The sequence below is a fragment of the Burkholderia sp. Ac-20365 genome, assembly GCF_017104715.1.
In the GTDB taxonomy this organism is placed as follows: domain Bacteria; phylum Pseudomonadota; class Gammaproteobacteria; order Burkholderiales; family Burkholderiaceae; genus Paraburkholderia.
Window position 1 is genome coordinate 668,324 of the sequence record NZ_JAAGPI010000001.1, and the last position, 18,583, is coordinate 686,906.

Here is an 18,583-nt window from a genome sequence, read left to right on the forward strand (position 1 = left end):
TCATGTTCTGCGAGACATTCGACGAACTGGATGCACTGCCGCTCGCCTTCACGCCCGCCGAATACCGCGTGAAATGGGCGACGCTGCCGTGGGAGAGCAAGGAAGCGTACGCGTTGCGGCGCGCGGTGTTCTGCGTCGAGCAAGGCATTTTCGTCGGCGATGATCGCGACGAAATCGACCGTGACGCGAAGCTGCTGGTTGCGCTGAGCTGCATTGCGGGCGTGCCGGAACAGGTGGTCGGCACCGTGCGGATTCACGAAACGCAGCCGCGCACGTGGCTTGGTTCGCGTCTCGCGGTGCATGCAGCGTTTCGTTCGCATGGCAAGCTCGGCTCGACGTTGATCCGTCTCGCTGTGAGCAGCGCACACGCACTGGGGTGCGATACGTTTCTTGCGCACGTGCAGAGCCAGAATGTGCCGTTGTTCAGGCGGCTGCATTGGCAGACGGTCGCGGAAGAAACGCTGTTTGGCCGGTCGCATCATCTGATGGAAGCGGACCTTGCGCATTATCCGCCGTGTTTTACGCCGGAAAGTGGCTTCGTCACGTCATCGCGAGGCCGCTCATGAGTTTGCGCGCGCTGGTTGAACGTCTGCGCGAAAGCCGCGGCTTTCGCCACAAGACGGATATCGCAGGCGTGGTGGCGTCGCTGGCGTCGCGTTTGCCGAACGGCACACGTGATCTCGCGCAAGCCGTTGCAGTCGGCGACGATTGCGCGGCCATTGCCGATGGCGACGGCTATCTGCTGTTCGCGATCGAAGGCCTCGTCAACGATTTCGTCGAGACGATGCCGTGGTTTGCGGGCTACAGCAGCGTGATGGTCAATATCAGCGACGTGTATGCGATGGGTGGCCGTCCGCTTGCCGTCGTCGATGCGCTGTGGAGCGACGGGCTCGAATCCGCGGAACAGATTCTGGCGGGCATGGCGGCGGCATCGAGCGCGTATGGTGTGCCTGTCGTCGGCGGGCATAGCAATACGCGTAGTGCGGAGCCGCAGCTCGCAGTGTCGATACTCGGCCGTGCGCGCGCGTTGCTGTCGAGCTTCAATGCGCGGCCCGGCGACAGCCTCGTGATGGCCGTCGATCTGCGCGGCCGTTTCGAAGATCCTTATCCGTTCTGGAATGCTTCGGTGGGCGCACCGGCTGAGCGTCTGCGCGACGATCTCGAACTGCTGCCGCAGCTTGCGGAAAGCGGTCTGTGCGATACGGCGAAAGACATCAGCATGGCGGGTGTGCTCGGCACGTCGCTGATGCTGCTCGAATGCTCGGGCGTTGGCGCGCGTATCGATCTCGATGCGATTCCGCGTCCTGAAGGCGTGGATTTCGAGCGCTGGCTGAGCGCGTTTCCGAGCTACGGTTTTTTGCTCTCCGTGCGCGATGACCATGTGGATGAGGTACGCGCACGCTTTGCGCAACGCGGCCTTGCGTGCGCGACGATCGGCAGCGTGGATGCGTCGCGTGAAGTGGTGCTGACGCAGCAAGGTGATTCAGCGTTGCTGTGGAGCTTCAGGGACAGCGCATTCATCGGCGCGCCCGTGGGAGAGCGGAAATGAACAGCACGCCGATGCGCATTGCGCTGTTCACGCATTCCGTGAATCCCCGCGGCGGCGTGGTCCATACGCTCGAACTCGGGCGCGCGCTGCATGAAGCCGGCCAGGATGTCACGATCTTTGCGCCATCCGTGGGCGGGGCGCCGATGTTCCGCGCATCGCCTTGCCGTGTGGTACTCGCACCAGCCGCTGCGCACGGCAACGATACGGTGATGATGGTACAGACGCGGATCGACGCGTTGAAAGCGGCGTTGCTCGAAGAGGGCGAATCGGGCTTTGACGTACTGCATACACAGGATGGTATCGGCGGCAATGCGCTCGCGGACTTGCGCGAAGCGGGCGCGATTCGCGGCTTCGTGCGTACGGTTCATCATCTCGATGCATTCGACAATCCGCGTCTGAGTGCGTGGCAACGACGCGCGTATGTGGATGCCGAAACGGTCCTGTGCGTCAGCGACACATGGACGCGCAAGATGCGCGACGAGTTTGGCGTGACGGCATCGACGGTCAATAACGGTGTGGACGTAGCGCGTTTTCGTGACGTCGGCAGCATGGACGTTTGCAGCGAGTTCGGCCTCAGCGGCAAACCGATGGTGCTAGCGGTAGGCGGCATCGAAGAAAGAAAGAACACATTGCAACTGCTGGAAGCGTTCGCGTTGCTCCGGCAAACGCATGCCGAAGCACAACTCGTAATCGCCGGCGGCGCAAGCCTGCTCGATCACGATACTTACACGCAGGGCTTTATCAAGCGTGCAGCGGAGTTAGGTCTTCGTATCGGCAAACATGAGCCAATCGTAGTCACAGGCCCGCTCGACGACGCAGCGATTCCCGCGCTGCTGCAACGCGCGGATGCCGTATCGATGATGTCTTTGCGCGAAGGCTTCGGGCTGGTTGTGCTCGAAGCGCTGGCCGCGGGCACGCCCGTCGTCGTCTCGCAGATCGAGCCGTTCACCGGCTATCTCGACGAACGCGTCTGCTGCTGGGCGCAACCCGATGACCCAGCAAGTATCGCCGGCGCGCTGCGCCGCGCGTTGCACGAACGCGGCGGCATCGATTTCGAACACGCGGTGCCCGAACTTCTCGCGCGGTTTAGCTGGCGCGAAAGCGCGCGTCGTCATATCGCGCTGTACGCAAATCACGTGCAGCGCATCATGCAGCCGCTCGGTGCGTGAATCTCTCACTCAAAGGAAATGTGATGCCAGTCATGCACTTCAAGGTCCAGTGGCCGGACGGCAGCGAGGCCAACTGCTATTCGCCTTCGACGGTGGTCGGTGAGTTCTTCGTCGCGGGTCAACGCTATGCGCTGGGCGATTTTGTCGAACGGGCGCGCGAGGCGCTGCATATCGGCTCCGAACGTGTGCGCGAGAAGTACGGCTTCGCGTGCTCGGCGGCGATGGATCAGCTCGCGCAGATCGAAGCCCAGGCGCAGCGCTTTGCCACCGACCCGAAAGCGGAAGTCCAGGTCGTCGAACTTTTGTGAACCGAACGCAGGAAAGAATCATGTCGAACGCAAACACCACGGCACCCGATGCAGTCAACACCGTCCCGCATCACACGGTCATCGTCGCAGGCGGCGGACAGGCGGGACTGTCGATCAGCTACTACCTGAAAGAGGCAGGCATCGATCATCTCGTGATCGAAAAGCACACGGTCACGCACACATGGCGATCGCAACGCTGGGACGCATTCTGTCTCGTCACGCCGAACTGGCAATGTGCGTTGCCGGGCTACCCGTATCGCGGCGACGATCCGCACGGCTTCATGAAGAAGGACGAGATCATCGCGTATCTGGACGGCTTCATCGCAATGGTCGATGCGCCCGTGCTCGAACATACGGAAGTGCGCAAGATCAAGCGTACGCCCGCAGGCGGATATTTCGTGTCGACGTCGAACGGGGACTTTACCGCCGATCACGTCGTGGTCGCATCGGGCGGCTACCACACGCCCATCGTGCCGCGCATGGCCGAGCGTTTGCCTGCGGAGATCGTGCAGATGCAGTCGTCGCATTACCGCAATCCGCAGGCATTGCCCGACGGCGCCGTGCTCGTGGTCGGTTCGGGGCAATCGGGCGCGCAGATCGCGGAAGACTTGCACCTGGCGGGCCGCAAGGTGTATCTGGCGGTTGGCGAAGCGCCGCGTTGTGCGCGTTTCTATCGTGGCCGCGATGTGGTCGACTGGCTCGCCGACATGCGCTACTACGACATGCCCGTCGACCAGCATCCGCTGCGCGAAGGCGTGCGTGACAACACGAATCACTACGTGACGGGCCGTGACGGCGGACGCGATATTGACTTGCGGCGTTTCGCGCTGGAAGGCATGGAACTGTATGGTCGACTCGACGACTTGCGTGACGGGCACCTGCAGTTCGCGCCGAATCTGATCGGCAATCTCCACAGCGCGGACGATACGTATAACCGCATCAACGCAAGCATCGACGGATTCATCGACAAGCATGGCATTGATGCGCCCGCCGGCGTGCCATATGAACCCGTGTGGCATCCGGAAGGCGAGCGTACTGCGCTCGATCTTGCGGACAGCGGCATCACTTCGATTATCTGGTGCATCGGCTTCAGGCCGGATTTCAGCTGGATCGATGCGCCCGTGTTCAATGGGCGCGGCTATCCGGCGCACGTTCGCGGCATCACGCCGCAAGATGGGCTCTATTTTATTGGACTGCCGTGGCTGTATACGTGGGGATCGGGCCGCTTCTCGGGTGTCGCGCGCGACGCCGAGCATGTGGTCGGTACGATCCGCTCGTCGCTCGATGCAACGTCCACGAGTCTTGCGGCGTGAGCATGATTCAACGCTATCGCGCGGGCATGCCGCATCTGAACTACACCGGGTTGTCAGAGAACTGGTTGCTCAAGGAATGCGGGCATCGCCATTGGGAAGCGCTTGCCGCGCATTCGGGCCGCGAACAGACGGACTTTCACGACGACAACGGCGGCCGCTCGTATGCGGCGTTCACGGCGATCCGCCTGCAAACACAGGGGCTCGACGCGATACGCGAGGACGATGCGTTCGATATTCACAGCTCGCTGTGCAGAACAGGGCCCGTGCGCCATTTCAGTACGCATCGGATTGTGCGTGGTTCTGAGGAGATTGCGGAGCTATCGATGTCGTCAGCGTTCGTCACGCGTGGTGAAGCGTGCAGCAACCGTTCTGTTGCGCGTGCGGCGCTTGCGGCGCTTGCGGCTCTGCGCGGCGAAGTCGAACCGATGCCCGAGCGCGCAGCACAAATGATGCAGATGAGCAAACGCCTGAGGGCCGCGGACAACACCGCCATTCCGGACCTCACGCCCGCGACGAGCGAGCCAATCGAGTTTTTGCCTTGCCCCAATAGCGATTTCAATGGCGCCGACTTTCTGTACTTCGCGAGCTTTCAGGCGTTTGTCGATCGCGCGGAATGGCAGTGGCGGCGCTTCGACGAGCCGCCCGTCGTCGCGAGCCGATCATTGTTCTACTACGGCAATGTCGACGTGGGCGACGCATTGATCGTGAACGCCATCGGTCATGCAGAAGACGAACAGGGCATCCGCCACTGGACAGAAGTGCGCCGCAAGAGCGACGGCATGAAAATCGCCGACGTGACCACAGAAAAACGCTGGAGGCGCCGATGAGCAAGCATCACGCCGTGCCGCTCAAGCCTGTCTACACGCGCGCGGATCTGGATAGCCTCGAACATCTGGACAGCATGCCGGGCGAGGCGCCATTCGTGCGCGGACCGTTCGCGTCGATGTACACGAACAAACCGTGGACGATCCGTCAGTACGCAGGCTACGCGCAAGCCGCAGACTCGAACCTCGCGTTTCGCACGGCATTGGTCGAAGGCGTGCAAGGTTTGTCGATCGCATTCGATCTGCCGACCCAACGCGGCTACGATTCCGACGATCCTGATGTAAGTGCCGATGTCGGCATGACGGGCGTGGCGATCGATACCGTCGAAGACATGGAGCGCCTGTTCGAAGGCATTGCGCTCGACCAGGTGTCGGTGTCGATGACGATGAACGCAGCCGTCTTGCCTGTGCTCGGCGCGTTCATCGTCGCCGCGCAGGAAAGCGGCGTGCACGCGTCGCAGCTAAGAGGCACGATCCAGAACGACATACTCAAAGAATTCATGGTGCGCAATACGGGCATTTTCGCGCCCGAACCTTCGCTGCGCATCGCTGCCGATGTGGCCGCGTATCTTGCTTCAAACGTGCCGCGCTTCAACGCGCTGTCCGTATCGGGTTATCACTTTCAGGAAGCGGGCGCGGACGCCGTACTCGAACTTGCTCTGACGATGGCCAATGCGCGTGCCTATGTCGACACGCTCGTCGCGCGCGGCATGAGCGCGGATGATGCATGCGAGCGCATGAGCTTCTTCTTCGGCGTCGGCACGGATTTCTATGTCGAGGTGGCGAAGCTACGCGCGGCGCGTTTGATGTGGGCAGAACTCGCGAAGCAAAGCGGCGCGAGCACGGACAAGGCCCGGGCGTTGCGCATGCATTGCCAGACCTCGGGCTGGTCGTTGACGGCGCAGAAGCCGATGAACAATGTCGTTCGCACCACCGTCGAAGCGCTGGCTGCGGTATTTGGCGGCACGCAATCGCTGCATACCAATGCATACGACGAGGCATTGACGTTGCCTTCAGCGGAATCGGCACGGCTCGCACGCGATACCCAGCTAATCCTCCAGCACGAAACGGGCGTGTGCGATGTGGTCGATCCGTGGGCGGGTTCGTACATGATGGAATCGCTGACCGCTGACATCGCGCTCCGCGCGCGCAAAGTGCTCGATGAAATCGATGCGCATGGCGGCGTGATCGACGCGATACGCTCGGGCTGGATACGCGAGCGTATTCATCAATCGGCGCTGCGGGTACAGGCGGAAATCGAAAGCGGGCAGCGCGTGGTGGTAGGCGTCAATCGCTTTAAAGCCGATGACGATGAAACGGAGCAGGTTCCGCACGCGCTCGATGCAGCGCAGATTCGCACGATGCAGTCGCGTCGCATCGCGCAAGTCAGGCGTTCGCGCGATGCGACGCGTGTGCGCGATACGCTCGCGGCATTGCAACTGGCAGCACGCGAAGCTAAAGGCAATCTGCTGGAACTGACCATCGAATGCATGCGGGCTCGCGCGACGGTTGGCGAATGCACACAGGCACTGGAAGCTGTGTGGCCGCGGCAATCGGTCGATTTTCGGGTGGCGGCGCAGACATATGGCGAGATGCTGTCGTCAGACGCCGAATGGATCGCAGCCCGCGACGCCGTGGTACGCGCGACCGCGCAGCTTGAGCGTGCGCCACGCATTCTGTTGACCAAGCTCGGGCAGGATGGACACGACCGGGGCGCGCGTGTTGTCGCCTCCGCGTTGAAAGATGCAGGCTTCGACGTGAAGACCAGCGCAATGTTCGCATCGGCGAAAGAGGCGTGCGAACTGGCGTCGCTACATGAAGTCGATGTGATCGGCGTTTCGTCGCTGGCGGGCGCGCATGTCGAACTGGTATCGGGTCTGCTCGATGCACTGCGTGAGCGGCAGGTTCGCATTCCCGTTGTGATCGGCGGAAACATCGACAGCGCGAGCCAGCATACGTTGAAAGCGCTGGGCGTTGCCGGTTGCTTTCCGACGGGCGCAAGCATCCAGTCGATCGTTACGCAACTGGCAACGCTCGCGGCTTCATGCTGCAATGAAAAAACCTCGACGCCGGTGGGCGCCGAGGTTTAGTGCCTGCCACGCGCAAGACAACGGCGCTGCAAGCTCTGCGATTTGGAGGCCGAAGGCCGCGGGCGCTTTCGCAGCGTTCCCGACGCCGCTCCGTAAAAGGAGGTGGAAATGCTCGAAGCAGCGTTGGACGTATTATTCGTGTCCGGCCGTCTTTCGTACAGCAGCAGTTGACGGAGATTTCAGCGCAGCAGATGCGCTATATCAGCAAACGGTCATCCGCCGACGGCTTGCGTTCGACCAGCGCCGCGAGCTTGCGCAACGCCGATGTCAATTCCGTGCGCCGCGTACAGCCGCCAAGCGAAATACGGATCGCATTCGGCACATCGCCGCTCTGGCAGAACGCGGAAGACGGCGCGACGACGAGACCTTCGGTGCGCGCCGCTGCCGCGAGGCTCTGCGCAGCCCAGTGCGCGGGCAGCGGCTGCCACACATGGATCGCGCCGCTGGACGCCTGCATGCTCACTGTCGAAAGGATCTGGTTCGCGGCGAGCAGGCGCTCGCCCGATTCCTTCAGGATGCCCGCGAGCACGTCCGACGCGGTGCCGTCGAGTATCCACTGCGTAACAAGCGACGTGGTAAGCGGCGGCGACATCAGCGAAAGCGAGCGCAGCGCCTTCAGAAAGGCCTCTTGCTCCGCAGCAGCCGGCAACACGAGAAACGCCGCGCGCAAGCCCGGCGAAATGCATTTGGACAGCGTGGACAGGTAATAGACCTGCTGCGGCGCGAGACTCGCGAGCGTCGGTGGCGGGTCGTCGGCGAATAGCCAATAGGGATCGTCTTCGACGATGCGCACATTGCGACGCGCGGCAACCGCCAGAATCTCCTTGCGACGGCGCTCAGGCATGGTCTGCGCAGTGGGATTGCGGATGGTCGGATTCAGATAGATCAACCCGCCGGCCGTGCGTGCACAGGCTGCGTCGAGCGCATCGGGGCGCATGCCGTGCTCGTCGGATGCGATCGTGTCGAGTGTGCGGCCGAGTTGCTGGGCAATCAGCGGCAAACCCGGATAGATCAGCTGTTCGGTGAAGATGGGCGCACCTGGCTGCGTGAGCGCCAGAATCAGCGCCGCAAGCGCCGAATGCGCGCCGGGCGTGACGATGACGCGCGACGGGTCCACGTGCCCCAATACGGGCTTGAGCCACGCCGCACCAGCCTGGCGGTCGGTGTCGCTGCCACCCCCTAACTGGTATGTCATCAGCAGATCGATATCGCTGCGCACCAGCACCTGTGAAAGCCCGCGCCGCAGCAACACTGCAAGATCGATGTCGGCGGGCGGCGGGGGAATGTTCATGCTCAGATCGACCTGCTGCATGAACGTCGCCTTGGGCGGCGCGATGAACGTGCCGAGCGGCCCGCGCGATTCGATCAGGTTGCGCCGGTGCGCCTCGGCGAAACCACGCGTGACGGTTGTCAGATCGACGCCGATCATCTCCGCGAGCTTGCGTTGCGGCGGCAACCGGTCGCCCGGATTGAGCTTGCCGTCCGCAACGGCGCGCTCGATCAGATCGACGATCTGCAGATAGCGCGCCTTGCCGTTGTCGGCGAAATCCGTGATCCAGTCCGGCCGCCGCGCGCCGCGTTTTCTTGCAGTTACTGAGGAAGAGGGCATGTGTGGCAACTTGTCGCGCATGTATGGCTTATGTCTTACTCTAGCATGCGCCGCCATAGCCTATGTATGTATCCGCCGAAAACCGTTGCATGGCGGAAAACTCGCGCGTGTACCACGTTGGGGGATAGATGCATGGGGCTATGTAACCCGGCAACCAACCTCAAAGCATGCGCAACCCACCTACACACGGGGGTTCCCCCCAATCCGCGGGACGATGGCCCCGCTCCCATCCCATTCGAAGTCAACTCGCCCGCGCAGGCCGCGTCGCTGTAACCGGCGCGCTCAGCCTGCTAGGCGGTTGCAGCATGGTGCTGTTCAATCCGAAAGGCTCGATTGGCGAGCAGGAAAAGAATCTGATCCTGATCGCGCTTGGCCTGATGCTGCTGGTCGTGATTCCGGTGATCGCGCTCACGCTGTATTTCGCGTGGCGCTACCGGGAATCGAACACGAAGGCGAAGTACGCGCCGACGTGGGCGCATTCGACCGCGATCGAAGTCGTCGTATGGACCATTCCCTGCATCATCGTCGCCACACTTGCGGTGCTGATATGGAAGACAACGCATAGTCTCGATCCATACAAGCCGCTCGAGTCCGATGTGAAGCCGGTGCGTGTCGAAGTGGTCGCGCTGAACTGGAAGTGGCTCTTCATCTATCCGGATTACGGCGTGGCTTCCGTCAACCAGCTTGCGCTGCCTGTCGATACACCCGTCGATTTCAGGCTGACGGCGGAATCGCTGATGAACTCGTTCTTCATTCCGCAACTGGGCAGCCAGGTCTACGCGATGTCGGGCATGCAGACGCAACTGCATCTGATCGCGAACAGCGTTGGCACGTATGCGGGCCGTTCGTCGGCGTTCAGCGGACCGGGTTTCTCGGACATGGACTTCAACACGGTCGTCACGAGCCGCGGCGAATTCGATGCATGGGTCGCGCACGCGAAGGCGTCGCAGCAGGCACTCGACGTCGCTGCCTACGACCAGTTGCAGCAACCGAGCAAGAAGAACCCCGTCACGCTGTACAGCAACGTCGCGCCGGGACTGTTCGACGGCGTCGTCTATCAGTACATGCGTGATGCGAGCGGCAAACCGATCTGCACGACGGCCAACGCCGACATGTACGTCAAGCCCGCTCGCCTGCCTTCACACGCAGCTTTGGTATCGGAGTAGTGGATATGTTTGGAAAACTTACGCTCGATGCGATTCCGTATCACGAGCCCATCATCATGGGCACGCTCGGTGTCGTGATTCTGGGCGGTCTGGCGTTGCTTGGCGCCATTACCTACGTCGGCAAGTGGACGTACCTGTGGAAAGAGTGGATCACATCCGTCGATCACAAGCGGATCGGTGTGATGTACATCATTCTCGCGCTCATCATGCTGCTGCGCGGTTTCGCCGACGCGGTCATGATGCGCGCGCAGCAGGCCATCGCGTTCGGCGAATCGGCGGGCTACCTGCCGCCGCATCACTACGATCAGATCTTCACCGCGCACGGCGTGATCATGATCTTCTTCGTGGCGACGCCGCTGATTCTCGGCCTGATGAATGTCGTCGTGCCGCTGCAGCTTGGCGCGCGTGACGTCGCGTATCCGTTCGTCAACTCGCTGGGTTTCTGGCTGTCGGCGGTCGGCGCGGTGCTCGTGATGATCTCGATGTTCGTCGGCGATTTCGCGGCGACGGGCTGGGTTGCGTATCCGCCGCTCTCCGAGCTTGGCTACAGTCCAACCACAGGCGTCGACTACTACATATGGTCGTTGCAGGTATCGGGTTTGGGCACGACGCTGAGCGGCATCAACTTCATCGTGACGATCCTGCGCATGCGTGCGCCTGGTCTGAATCTGATGAAGATGCCCGTGTTCTGCTGGACCGCGCTGATCACGAACATCCTGATCGTCGCCGTGTTTCCGGTACTGACGGGCACGCTCGCGCTGCTGACGATGGACCGCTATCTCGACATGCACTTCTTCACGAACGAGCTTGGCGGCAACGCGATGATGTACATCAACCTGATCTGGGTCTGGGGTCACCCCGAGGTGTACATCCTGATCCTGCCCGCGTTCGGTGCGTTCTCGGAGATCATCGCCACGTTCTCGGGCAAGCCGCTGTTCGGCTACAAGTCGATGGTGTATGCAACGGCTTCGATCGGCATTCTGTCGTTCTTCGTGTGGCTGCATCACTTCTTCACGATGGGCTCGGGTGCGAACGTGAACGCGTTCTTCGGGATCATGACGTCGATCATTTCGATCCCGACGGGCGTAAAGCTGTTCAACTGGCTGTTCACGATGTATCGCGGCCGCATCCGTTTCCATTCGTCGACGCTGTGGACCATCGGCTTCATGGTGACGTTCGCGGTGGGCGGCATGACGGGCGTGCTGCTCGCCGTGCCGGGCGCAGACTTCGTGCTGCATAACAGCCTGTTCCTCGTTGCGCACTTTCACAACGTGATCATCGGCGGCGTGGTGTTCGGCTGTCTCGCAGGCATCAGCTACTGGTTCCCGAAAGTTTTCGGCTTCACACTCGACGAGTTCTGGGGCAAGGTCGCGTTCTGGTGCTGGCTGGTGGGTTACTGGCTCGCGTTCACGCCGCTCTATATCCTCGGCTTCGAGGGCATGACGCGCCGCATGAATCATTACTCGGTGCCTGAGTGGCATGTATGGCTGATCGTTGCGCTGGTTGGCGCGGTGATCGTCGGCATGGGCATTCTTGCGATCCTGATCCAGTTCGCAGTCAGCATCCGCAAGCGCGACGCGTATCGCGACGTGACGGGCGACCCGTGGGATGCACGCAGCCTGGAATGGTCGACGGCTTCGCCTGCGCCGTTCTACAACTTCGCGCACGTTCCCGTTATCACGTCACTCGAACAGCATTGGGATGACAAGGCGGCAGGGCGCGCTTACGTGAGGCCCACGAAGGCATACGAAGACATTCATATGCCACGCAATACGGGTTCGGGCTTCATCATCGCCGCGTTCAGTCTGCTGTTCGGCTTTGCGATGGTCTGGCACATGTGGGTGTTTGCGGTGGTCGGGCTGATCGGCATGGTCGCGACGTTCATCGCGCGCTCCTACGATCAGGACGTCGATTACTACGTGCCGGCGGCGGAAGTCGCACGCATCGAGAACGAACGTTACGCGAAGCTCGGCAACGAGCGTGACGAAGAACTGGCGGAGATGGCCTGACCATGAGCAGCATATCGACTTCTGCCGCGCACGATCATCACGACGCGCACGGCCACGACCACGAGCACGACAGCGGCACACGCACCACGCTCGGGTTCTGGATTTACCTGATGAGCGACTGCCTGATCTTCGCGACGCTGTTCGCGACGTTCGGCGTACTCGCCAACGCAACGGCGGGCGGGCCGACGGGCAAGCAGCTGTTCGAACTGCCGTATGTGCTGGGCGAAACGTTGCTGCTGCTCGCCAGCAGCTTCACGTTCGGCATGGGCGTGCTGAGCATGCATGCGAACCGGCGCGGCAAGGTAGTCGGCTGGCTGGCCGCGACCTTCGTGCTGGGCGCCGCGTTTATCGGCATGGAAGTGTATGAGTTCGCCCATCTGATCAGCGATGGCGCCGGGCCGTCGACGAGTGCGTTCCTGTCGAGCTATTTCACGCTCGTCGGCACGCACGGTCTGCACGTGACCACGGGTCTGCTGTGGATCGTCGTGATGATGCATCAGGTCAGCCGCTTCGGTCTGACGCCGGTGACGCGGCGGCGCATCGCGTGCCTGAGCCTCTTCTGGCACTTCCTCGATCTCGTGTGGATCTGCGTGTTCAGTCTTGTCTATCTGCGTGAATTTCTATGAGCAAAACATCGGAATCGAATCTCGCGCATGCGCACGATCATGATGCGTCGCATGGCAGCGTGAAGAGCTATGTGGTCGGGATGCTGCTGTCGCTGGTGCTGACATTCGCATCGTTTGGCGTGGTGATGACGCATGTCGTGCCGCGCTCGATGGGTCTCGCCGCCGTGGTCGTGCTGTGCGTCGTGCAGCTCGTCGTGCAGTTGCGGTACTTCCTGCACCTGGGTTCATCGGCGGATCAGCGCTCGAACACAGGGATTTTCGTGTGCACGGCGCTGCTGATCGCGATCATCGTGGCGGGTTCGCTGTGGGTGATCCACAACGCGAACATCAACATGATGCCGACGCAGATTTCCGTCGAACGCGCATTGGCACGCGATTGACGGGCAGGTCGCGTCCCTTGGTATGGGACGCTTCCGCATGAATAGCCGGATAGCGGATAAATCTAAAATATCCGTATTCCGGCTAAATTGACTTTATCCGTATATCGGCTAATATGCAGTTAGCCGAATACCGGATAATTGCTATGTCTGCCGCTCCTTCCTCCCAGCCACTCGTGACCGCGCCCCAGCTCGGTCAGTTGCTCGTCGCATCGCGCAAGCGGCGCAAGCTCACGCAGGCGGAGGTCGCGCAGCGCGTCGGCTTGAGTCAGAACCGCATATCGTACCTGGAAAAGAACCCGGGTGAGCTGAGCTTCAAGCAGTTGCTCAGCTGGTGCTCGGCCGTCGGACTCGAGTTGAGCCTCGGCGAGCGGAGCGTGACCGAACTGAACGACGCTCCGGAGTGGTGAGCGTGGGCCGCCGTTCGCACAGCCAGACGCTTTCCCTGTGGGCCAACGGCGATTTCGTCGGCCGTTGGACCATCAATGCGAATGGGGACTCGGAGCTTCAGTACGACACCGCCTGGCGCGAGTCCGCGCGTGGGCGGCCGATATCCCTGTCGCTGCCATTCAACCTCCACAACGAGCCGCTGAAGGGCGACCATGTCGCCCATTACTTCGATGGCCTGCTGCCGGATAGCGAGACGATCCGACGGCGCGTGGCGGCGCGCTTCAAGACGGGCTCCATCGATGCATTCGACCTGCTGGCCGCGATTGGCCGCGACTGCGTAGGCGCCTTGCAGCTTCTGCCGGACGAAGCAAAGCCAGAAGGGATCGACAAGGTCGAGGGTATCGTCGTCGATGAAGAGGCGATCGAGCGGCACCTGCTCGAAGTCGTCAGTCCGGACCGTTTCGCCGCAGCGAGGGATCCCGACGACGACTTCCGCATCTCGCTGGCCGGCGCGCAGGAGAAAGACGCTTTCCTGTGGTGGGACGGCCAATGGATGAAGCCGCGCGGCACGACGCCGACCTCGCACATCTTCAAGCTGCCTATCGGCATGGTGGGCGGGCGCAAGGCCGATTTCAGCACGTCGGTCGACAACGAGTGGCTCTGCCTGCGGTTGTTCAAGGAGTACGGACTGCCCACGGCAGAGGCGCGCATCGAGACGTTTGGCTCGCAGCGGGTGCTTGTGGTCGAACGGTTCGACCGGGTGCTCTCGCGCAGTGGAAAGCAGTTGTTCCGGCTCGTGCAGGAGGATTTCTGCCAGGCAACGGGCACATCGCCGCTGATCAAATACGAGAACGAGGGCGGCCCTGGCCTCCAGAAGATGTTCACGCTATTGCAGCAGTCGCAGCAGGCGGCAGAGGACATGCGCACGCTGATGGCCGCGCAGATTCTTTTCTGGCTGATGCGGGCGCCGGACGGTCACGCCAAGAACTTCAGCATCCAGCTGCTTGGCGGCGGCGCGGGACGCTTCAAACTGACGCCGATGTATGACGTGATGTCGGCCTATCCGGTGATCGGTGACGGGCCGAGTCAGTGGGCAGACCGGGAAATCAAGCTCGCGATGGCTCTGCTCGGGAAGAGCAAGCACTATCAGATGCATACGATCGAGCGCCGCCACTTCAACAGCACAGCCAGGAAGGTCGGCTATGGTGACAATGCCGAGCCGTTGATGCAGGAGATCATCGGCCGCACGCCAGAGGTCGTGGAGAAAGTGCGCGCGGACCTGCCCGCAGGGTTCTCCGGGCAGGTGGCGGACAGGATACTGGGTGGTGTGCTGGCGGCGGCACGCGCGCTGGAGAGCATGCCTGCGGGGTAGTGTGTCGAACCCCGCAAGGACTCGCTCCGCTCATTCCGCCAGAGATTCCTGGCCGGTCCTGAACGGCGCATCACGTACCACATCGCCCTGATAGAAGGCCGCAAAGCGTTCCAGTTGGCGGTGCGCATCGGCGGGATCGACGCCTTCGCTCAGTACGGCGCTGGAAAATCCCGTGCGTTCCATCTGGATCAGCTGATCCGCGAGCACGTCGCCTGTCGCGCGCAGATCGCCTTTGAAGCCAAGCCGTCGACGGATCAGATACGCCTGGCTGAACGCGCGGCCATCGGTGAAGTTCGGAAAGTTCAGTTCGACGCGATCCGCGTGAGCGATCGAATCGCTATGCGCGAACGGATCGGCGTCGTTATCGAGCGTGACGACGTGCTCGACGGCATCGGCGGCGTGTTCGTTCAAAGCGAGAATACGGATACGCGATTGACCGTTCATGCCGACACCTCCAGCGGCGTGCGTGCCGCGTTGGCCGCTGTCTTGAACGGATCGAGCCCGATACGCCGGACCGTTTCGATGAAGCTCTCACGGCGCGATCCCGATGGCTTCCGATGCTCGACATACGTGCGCAATACGGCATCGATCACATCGGGCACTTCATGCGCGGAAAACGATGGCCCGATCACCTTGCCGGGCTGCGCGGCGCCGCTCGCGTGCGAGCCATCCGATCCGCCGAGTGTCACCTGATACCACTCGGCGCCATCCTTGTCGACGCCGAGAATGCCGATATGCCCGCTATGGTGATGTCCGCACGAATTGATGCAGCCGCTGATGTGCAGATCGACTTCGCCGATGTCTTCAAGTTCGTCCATGTCCTGATAACGCTCGGTAATCGCTTCTGCAACCGGCAATGACCGCGCATTCGCCAGCGCGCAGAAGTCGCCGCCGGGGCAGGCGATCATGTCCGTCAGCAGATGCACATTTGCGCTCGCGAGTCCGACGCTGCGCGCCGCTTCCCACAGTGCGAGCAGATCGTCTTCATGCACCCAGGGCAACACGATGTTCTGCGTGTGCGTGACGCGTGCTTCGCCTGCTGAAAATCGATCGACGAGATCGGCGACACGATCGAGCTGATCGGCCGATGCATCGCCGGGCGCCTGCAGCAAGCGCTTGAACGACAGCGTGACCACGCGCAGCGACGGGTTCCGGTGTTGCGCGACATTGCGTTCCAGCCAGCGTGCGAATTGCGGATGCTGCGCGGATGCGTCGTCAATCGCCTTGCGTGCGTTCGTGTCCGAAGTCTTGTCAACAGAAGGCTGCACGAAATACGCATTCACGCGTTCGAGTTCAGCGCGCGGAATCGTATGCGGCCCGCCGTCATGCTCGACGATCTGGCGAAACTCTTCTTCGACCTCGTCGATGTACTTCTGGCCTTCCGCCTTCACGAGTATCTTGATGCGCGCCTTGTACTTGTTGTCACGCCGCCCGTACTGGTTGTACACGCGCACCACGGCTTCGATGTAATTCATGATGTGCTGCCATGGCAAAAACTCGCGCAGCACGGTGCCGATCACCGGCGTGCGTCCCATGCCGCCGCCCACGGTCACGCGAAAACCGAGTTCGCCGTTATCGCCGTAGCGCAGCCGCAAGCCGACATCGTGCCAGTCGGTCGCGGCGCGGTCATCGGTCGCACCTGTGATCGCGATCTTGAACTTACGGGGCAAAAACGCGAACTCAGGATGCAGCGTAGTCCACTGCCGCATGATTTCCGCGAAGGGCCGCGGGTCGGCGATCTCGTCGGGTGCAACGCCCGCGCGCTCATCGCAGGAAATATTGCGGATGCAGTTACCGCTCGTCTGGATGCCGTGCATGTTGACGGTCGCGAGCAGGTCCATCACGTCGGCGGCTTTCGACAGCGGAATCCAGTTGAACTGCACGTTGGTGCGCGTCGTGAAGTGTGCGTGATGAGTCGGCAGACGAACGGTGCCGAGCTTGCGCTGCGCGTCGAGCGCACGGCGATACACGTCGGCTTCGGGCGCGTCGTATTCGCGCGCCACGCGCCCAAGCACGCGAAGCTGCGCGCTCGACAATTCACCATAAGGCACGGCCACGCGCAGCATCGGCGCATGCCGCTGCACGTACCAGCCGTTCTGCAACCGCAAAGGACGAAAGGCATCCTCGCTCAATCTGCCGTCCTGCCATCGTTCAATCTGGTCGCGGAACTGCGCGGCGCGATTGAGCAGAAAAGCTTTGTCAAACTCGTTGTACTGATACATGGCTAACCTGAAGGGCGGCGAACGCATGATGTGGGACGTTCGCCTTGAGACGCGTAACGACGGCCGATTCGAGCGGCGAATCGTTCCGGCGGGGACATGTCGGTCGAATCTACTGGCGCGCGCATCGGCCGACAAGACGCAGATGACGCGAAAACGACCGCAGCAGATGAGAAAACCGGGCAGCGCGCATCAAGCGCGGTGCCCGGTCGAAGAGAAGAGGGAGAGGTGGGGCGGCGACTGAACGCTTATTCGGACAGCGCAGTGGTGTGCGGAATCATCGCGGCCTGGCCATGCAGCTTGCCGTTCTCATCGAAAAGCTGCCACACGGTCGCGCGTTCAATCCAGAAACGGCGGCCCGTCTTTGCGATACGCACGCCGCGATAGCCGCTGACGAAGCCATCGCGCGTCACCTGTTCGAGAAAGGCCTGACGCTCGCTGCGCTCGGGCGCTTCGGCGGAAAGACGCGACGGGAGCGCAGTCAGTTCGTCCCAGTCGTAGCCGAACAGCGTTTGCGCGCGGCAGTTGCCGTAGACGAACACCGGGTCTTGCGCGGTATTGTGCGCGAGCAGCCCGAACGGCGCGTCGTGATAGAGCCACGCAGCGGCATCTTCGGCGCGCTCGTGATTCGGCACGAGTTCCGTGCCCAGCAGACGCGCATAACTGCCCGTGAGCAGGTTGAAATAATTCAGGTCGGTTCGCAGATCCATCGGTTGAAATCGTCCATGCAGAGTCGACGGATATTCTAGCGTGACGTCGATTTTCGTGAACATGTCACGCCCGGATCCACGAAAAGTTGCCCGACATCACAGCTTCGAAACGCTCGTCGCTTGCTTCGAGAATGCTCTGTTTCCAGTACGTGCCGTGTTCCGAATAATGGGCGAGCAGGTCGGCGAGCGTTTCGCCCGAAGGCGCATCGTTGAACGGCACGCGCACGAGCAACACGACGTTGCCGTAGTCGGCGTCGAGCCCGAGTTGCGCCTGGTCCTGCGCATACACGAGCAGGTTCGCTTCGAGCATCAACCGGTAGACGGTCGTAATGCGTCCCGCTGTCACCGCGCCGAAATCAAAGCTCAGATAAAGCGCGTCCGGATCTTCCTCGAAGCAGTCGAGCCGCACATCGAGGCCGCCCACTTCGATTGAATGCGTCTGCAGCACGTGCTCGACGTCGGGCAAGCCGACGGCTTCGCACAGCGATGTGACGAGGTCTGTGTAACGGTCTTCACTCACGGTGCGAATACATGTTCATACAGGGAAGAATTGCTTGAGACAGATAAGCTGGCCGCCGCGCGGACGGCCAGCCCACGCGCATTACGATGCCTGCGCGGCCTTCTGGATGCTCGACGCACCCGACTTCATCGCTTCGCCGAGTGCCTGCAGCAGGCTCGCATTCGATTGCGCCTGCGCGATTTCGAGCTGCTGCTGCGCGTTGTTGTTGATCGTCGCCTCTGCGCTTTGCGTTGCGCTGCTCGAGTTGACGCCGTTCGTGATGCCGCTCAACGCGGAGGTTGCTGCTGTTGCGATACCGGGCATGTTGCTCTCCTGGAAGATTCCGGCGGACG

General features: G+C 61.8%; 19 protein-coding genes. 13 read left to right on the top strand and 6 right to left on the bottom strand.

Going from position 1 to position 18,583, the window contains the following annotated elements:
• The first annotated feature begins 2 nt into the window (after positions 1-2).
• The 7 genes from G3O01_RS02835 to scpA are packed head-to-tail and all read left to right on the top strand — an operon-like array spanning position 3 to position 7,253.
• Positions 3-566 (top strand): MSMEG_0567/Sll0786 family nitrogen starvation N-acetyltransferase, encoded by a 564-nt coding sequence (locus G3O01_RS02835; RefSeq protein ID WP_205802909.1) that lies wholly within the window; start codon positions 3-5, stop codon positions 564-566.
• Positions 563-1,549 carry a sll0787 family AIR synthase-like protein gene (locus G3O01_RS02840; protein WP_205802910.1) on the top strand — a complete coding sequence of 329 codons (987 nt, stop codon included), beginning with the start codon at positions 563-565 and terminating at the stop codon, positions 1,547-1,549. The genes G3O01_RS02835 and G3O01_RS02840 overlap by 4 nt, the downstream gene beginning before the upstream one ends.
• Positions 1,546-2,718, top strand: a complete 1,173-nt coding sequence (locus G3O01_RS02845) for an MSMEG_0565 family glycosyltransferase (RefSeq protein WP_205802911.1) — start codon at positions 1,546-1,548, stop codon at positions 2,716-2,718. Before G3O01_RS02840 ends, G3O01_RS02845 begins: the two co-directional genes overlap by 4 nt.
• A gap of 23 nt (positions 2,719-2,741) precedes the next feature.
• The gene (locus G3O01_RS02850; protein ID WP_205802912.1) at positions 2,742-3,026 is read left to right on the top strand and encodes an MSMEG_0570 family nitrogen starvation response protein; all 285 of its coding nucleotides are present in this window, start codon (positions 2,742-2,744) and stop codon (positions 3,024-3,026) included.
• 20 nt (positions 3,027-3,046) lie between these two features.
• Complete coding sequence (locus G3O01_RS02855; RefSeq protein ID WP_205802913.1) at positions 3,047-4,339, top strand: MSMEG_0569 family flavin-dependent oxidoreductase; 1,293 nt, start codon at positions 3,047-3,049, stop codon at positions 4,337-4,339.
• Positions 4,340-4,341: 2 nt separating this feature from the next.
• Positions 4,342-5,166 (top strand): Pnap_2097 family protein, encoded by an 825-nt coding sequence (locus tag G3O01_RS02860; protein WP_205803101.1) that lies wholly within the window; start codon positions 4,342-4,344, stop codon positions 5,164-5,166.
• Positions 5,163-7,253, top strand: coding sequence for a methylmalonyl-CoA mutase (scpA, locus tag G3O01_RS02865; protein ID WP_205802914.1), 2,091 nt, complete (start codon positions 5,163-5,165; stop codon positions 7,251-7,253). Before G3O01_RS02860 ends, scpA begins: the two co-directional genes overlap by 4 nt.
• A 196-nt stretch (positions 7,254-7,449) precedes the next feature.
• Here scpA and G3O01_RS02870 read toward each other — a convergent pair whose 3' ends face one another.
• Positions 7,450-8,862 (bottom strand): PLP-dependent aminotransferase family protein, encoded by a 1,413-nt coding sequence (locus G3O01_RS02870; RefSeq protein WP_241023570.1) that lies wholly within the window; start codon positions 8,860-8,862, stop codon positions 7,450-7,452.
• A 233-nt stretch (positions 8,863-9,095) separates the two neighbouring features.
• Here G3O01_RS02870 and cyoA point away from each other — a divergent pair, with 233 nt between their 5' ends.
• The 6 genes from cyoA (at position 9,096) to G3O01_RS02900 (ending at position 14,802) form a co-directional block, all read left to right on the top strand.
• Entirely contained in the window at positions 9,096-10,028 is a 933-nt protein-coding gene (cyoA, locus tag G3O01_RS02875; protein WP_205803103.1) for a ubiquinol oxidase subunit II, read from the top strand.
• Between the two features lie 5 nt (positions 10,029-10,033).
• Positions 10,034-12,037: a cytochrome o ubiquinol oxidase subunit I gene (cyoB, locus tag G3O01_RS02880; RefSeq protein WP_205802916.1), complete on the top strand. Its 2,004-nt coding sequence runs from the start codon at positions 10,034-10,036 to the stop codon at positions 12,035-12,037.
• Between the two features lie 2 nt (positions 12,038-12,039).
• Complete coding sequence (gene cyoC / locus G3O01_RS02885; protein ID WP_205802917.1) at positions 12,040-12,663, top strand: cytochrome o ubiquinol oxidase subunit III; 624 nt, start codon at positions 12,040-12,042, stop codon at positions 12,661-12,663.
• Entirely contained in the window at positions 12,660-13,043 is a 384-nt protein-coding gene (cyoD, locus tag G3O01_RS02890) for a cytochrome o ubiquinol oxidase subunit IV (protein ID WP_205802918.1), read from the top strand. Before cyoC ends, cyoD begins: the two co-directional genes overlap by 4 nt.
• 143 nt (positions 13,044-13,186) lie before the next feature.
• Positions 13,187-13,450 (top strand): helix-turn-helix domain-containing protein, encoded by a 264-nt coding sequence (locus tag G3O01_RS02895; RefSeq protein ID WP_205802919.1) that lies wholly within the window; start codon positions 13,187-13,189, stop codon positions 13,448-13,450.
• A gap of 2 nt (positions 13,451-13,452) precedes the next feature.
• A complete protein-coding gene (locus G3O01_RS02900; RefSeq protein WP_205802920.1) occupies positions 13,453-14,802 on the top strand; it encodes a type II toxin-antitoxin system HipA family toxin in 1,350 nt (449 codons plus the stop codon).
• A 30-nt stretch (positions 14,803-14,832) separates the two neighbouring features.
• On the opposite strand, the gene G3O01_RS02905 is transcribed toward G3O01_RS02900, so the two are convergent.
• The 5 genes from G3O01_RS02905 to G3O01_RS02925 form a co-directional block, all read right to left on the bottom strand.
• Positions 14,833-15,246: a DUF934 domain-containing protein gene (locus G3O01_RS02905; RefSeq protein ID WP_205802921.1), complete on the bottom strand. Its 414-nt coding sequence runs from the start codon at positions 15,244-15,246 to the stop codon at positions 14,833-14,835.
• Positions 15,243-17,024 carry a nitrite/sulfite reductase gene (locus tag G3O01_RS02910; RefSeq protein ID WP_205803105.1) on the bottom strand — a complete coding sequence of 594 codons (1,782 nt, stop codon included), beginning with the start codon at positions 17,022-17,024 and terminating at the stop codon, positions 15,243-15,245. The genes G3O01_RS02905 and G3O01_RS02910 overlap by 4 nt, the downstream gene beginning before the upstream one ends.
• A gap of 245 nt (positions 17,025-17,269) precedes the next feature.
• On the bottom strand, positions 17,270-17,731 hold the full coding sequence (locus G3O01_RS02915; protein WP_205802922.1) for an MEKHLA domain-containing protein: 462 nt from the start codon (positions 17,729-17,731) through the stop codon (positions 17,270-17,272).
• Between the two features lie 64 nt (positions 17,732-17,795).
• Positions 17,796-18,251: a CesT family type III secretion system chaperone gene (locus G3O01_RS02920; protein WP_205802923.1), complete on the bottom strand. Its 456-nt coding sequence runs from the start codon at positions 18,249-18,251 to the stop codon at positions 17,796-17,798.
• An 81-nt stretch (positions 18,252-18,332) separates the two neighbouring features.
• Positions 18,333-18,554, bottom strand: a complete 222-nt coding sequence (locus G3O01_RS02925) for a hypothetical protein (protein WP_205802924.1) — start codon at positions 18,552-18,554, stop codon at positions 18,333-18,335.
• Positions 18,555-18,583 lie beyond the last annotated feature (29 nt).